This is a genomic window from Alkalibacterium sp. m-11, assembly GCF_054658155.1.
Map to the genome: position 1 here is coordinate 1 of NZ_BAAGIR010000168.1, position 3606 is coordinate 3606.

Genomic DNA, 3606 nt, shown 5'->3' on the forward strand with positions numbered 1-3606 from the left:
ATTTCAACTTTCAACCAAGCGTTAACAAAAAAGAGATTCTAGACTTGAAACATATGGCTTTTATGGAGAAAAAAGAAAACTTAGTTTTCATTGGAAACCCTGGTGTAGGGAAAACACACCTTGTCATCGCATTAGGCATTGAAGCATGTCATCAAGGCTACCGTACGCTGTTTATCAGTTGTCATGAATTACTTTTACGTCTTCGTTCTGCCTTTGAAAAAGGGACCGTTGAACGTGTTCTTAAACGATATGCCAAGTATGATCTTTTGATCATTGATGAAATAGGTTATTTACCAATTCAAAAAGTTGAAGCTAACCTCTTCTTTCAACTATTAACGATGCGTTACGAAAAGAAATCAACAATGATTACGACAAATATTATCTTATCTCGATGGGGGGAGCTATTTCAGAATTCTGAAATAGCCGCCGCCATTCTTGATCGCCTGGTTCACCATGTTAAAGTCTTCAAGATTACTGGAAAATCATATCGTATGAAAGGAAAAATATAAATGGACTTCTAAATTAGACTGTCAAAAACCTACATTTTTATTCTGTCATAAACCTACAATTTTATACTGTCCTTGACACAGTATATATTTTACCCAGCTAAGTTAAATAATTCACTCATTTTTTTCTGCAATAGTGAAAAATATAACAAAAAAGTTATTTATTTTATGATCTTTATTCCTCCTGTCAAAAACCTTACTACAATAGTTTTAAACCCATAAACATACTATAAAACAAACCTTTTTGAAAGCGCTATTATTAAAAAAACTTTCTTTTCCCTCTTTACAAATGAATTTATTTTGTATATTATATATTCATATTGTGAAAGAAGTAACAATCTTGTGGAGGAGATTATTTTGACAAAAGTACGAACGATTGTAGAAGACCAAGAAACATTACAAAATGCACTAGATGAAGTTAGAAAAGCTCAAAGAGAATTCGCTCATTTTACTCAAGAAGAAGTAGATAAAGTATTTTTAGCAGCATCTGTTGCAGCAAACCAAGCGAGAATTCCTCTGGCCAAACATGCCGTTGAAGAATCCGGTATGGGTTGTGTAGAAGATAAAGTTATTAAGAACCATTATGCAGCAGAATTTGTATACAACAATTACAAAGACACTCAGACAGTAGGAATCGTTGAAGAAGATACAAGCTATGGAATTAAGAAAGTTCTTGAGCCAATTGGTGTCATCTCAGCGATTATTCCAACAACGAACCCAACGTCCACTACCATATTCAAAATTTTAATCGCATTGAAAACACGAAATGGAATTGTCATTAGTCCTCACCCTAGAGCAAAGGACTGTACAATTGAAACCGCTAAGATTATTTTAGACGCGGCAGTTAAAGCCGGAGCGCCTGAAGGAATTATTAGTTGGATTGATGTGCCAAGTCTAGAACTCACACAAATGGTTATGGCAGAATCAGACACCATCTTGGCGACAGGTGGACCAGGAATGGTAAACGCCGCTTATTCATCAGGTAAGCCAGCTCTTGGTGTAGGTGCAGGAAACACGCCAGCAATTATTGACGATAGTGCTGACATCTTGTTGGCAGTGAACTCAATCATCCATTCAAAAACATTTGATAATGGGATGATTTGTGCATCGGAACAGTCTGTAGTGGTATTAGACGACGTTTATGACGAAGTTAAAAAAGAATTTGCTTACCGTAATTGTCATTTCTTAAATGATAAAGAGCTAGACAAAGTACGTAAGACAATCATTATTAATGGAGCGCTAAACTCTAAGATTGTTGGACAACCAGCTCCAGTAATTGCGGAATTAGCAGGAATTAATGTTCCAGAAACAACGAAAATTTTAATTGGTGAAGTGACAGATGTAAGCTCGGCGGAAGAATTTGCTCATGAAAAACTATCTCCTCTTCTTGCCATGTACCGTGCGGACGACTTTGACGATGCGCTTGATAAAGCTGATCGTTTGGTAAAAGATGGTGGATATGGTCATACATCAGCACTGTATATTGACACAGCTGCAGAGAATGATCGATTAGAGAAATTCCAAAACCGTATGAAAACAGCACGGATCCTAATTAATACTCCTTCATCACAAGGTGGTATAGGTGATATTTATAACTTTAAACTAACACCTTCTTTAACCTTGGGTTGTGGAACATGGGGTGGAAACTCTGTATCAGAAAACGTTGGCGTCAAGCACTTACTCAATATTAAAACAGTAGCTGAAAGGAAAGAAAATATGTTATGGTTGAAAACTCCAGCAAAAACATTCTTTAAGCGCGGTTGTCTACCACTTGCCTTGGACGAATTAAAAGCAGTACAAAACAAGAAACGTGCATTTATTGTTACGGATAAATTTCTATTTGACAATGGATACACAGATACAATTACTAAAAAGTTAGATGCATTAGGTATTGAACACAAAACGTTCTCTAACGTTCAGCCTGACCCTACACTTTCTAATGTCACGCAAGGTGCAAATGAAATGCATGATTTCCAACCTGACACCATTATTGCTGTCGGTGGAGGTAGTCCGATGGATGCTGCGAAAATCATGTGGGTAATGTATGAACATCCCGAAACAGACTTTATGGACTTAGCCATGCGTTTCATGGATATCCGTAAACGAGTATTAGGATTCCCTGTCTTAGGTGAAAAAGCTTACTTTGTAGCGATTCCTACTACTGCTGGTACAGGTGCTGAAGTGACACCATTTGCGGTAATTACAGATGATGAGTCAAATGTAAAATACCCATTAGCAGACTACCAGTTAATGCCAGATATGGCAGTTGTCGATGCAGACTTAATGGATAATGCTCCTAAAGGATTAACGGCCTATTCAGGATTTGATGCAGTCACTCACGCATTAGAAGCCTACGCTTCTGTTATGGCATCAGACTATACGGATGGACTAGCCTTACAAGCACTAAAAGTTGCTTTTGAATACTTGCCAAGAGCCTATAAATACGGTGCCAAAGACCCTGTCGCTCGTGAAAAAATGGGGGATGCTTCAACAATGGCCGGAATGGCGTTTGGTAATGCTTTCCTAGGTGTCTGTCACTCAATGGCACACAAATTAGGCTCTCAGCACCATGTCACTCACGGTTTAGCAAACGCATTATTAATTAATGAAGTGATTTCCTTTAACGCAAGTGAAACACCAACAAAAATGGGGACTTTCTCACAGTATGACCATCCAAAAGCATTAAGTAGATATGCTGAAATTGCCGATCACTTAAACTTAGGTGGAAATACCGATGAAGAAAAATTAGAGAACTTACTCGACGCACTAAATGAATTAAAAGCAGAAATTGGTATTAAACAGACCATCCAAGAATACGATGTCCCAGAAAAAGAATTCTTAGATACTCTTGATGCAATGGTTGAGAATGCATTTGATGACCAGTGTACTGGCTCAAACCCTCGCTACCCATTAATGAGCGAAATAAAAGAAATGTATCTAAATGCATACTATGGAAAGGATAGGTAGTTATGGAAAGGGGCTGGGAAAAAACCAGCTCTTAACAAACAAAAAGAACAATGAAAACCGTCGGTTTTAGATGGTCTTCATTGTTCTTTTGTATTTTTTCTGAAGATGTAGAAGTACATCCTCCTTTTCTTCG

2 protein-coding genes are annotated in these 3606 nt (G+C 37.5%); both read left to right on the plus strand.

Features of this window, described 5'->3' with window-relative positions:
* The coding region (istB, locus tag ACYQ2O_RS11110; protein WP_459771203.1) for an IS21-like element helper ATPase IstB at positions 1-509 on the plus strand (509 nt) is incomplete at its 5' end.
* A 354-nt stretch (positions 510-863) separates the two neighbouring features.
* Positions 864-3473, plus strand: coding sequence for a bifunctional acetaldehyde-CoA/alcohol dehydrogenase (adhE, locus tag ACYQ2O_RS11115; RefSeq protein WP_459771201.1), 2610 nt, complete (start codon positions 864-866; stop codon positions 3471-3473).
* Positions 3474-3606 lie beyond the last annotated feature (133 nt).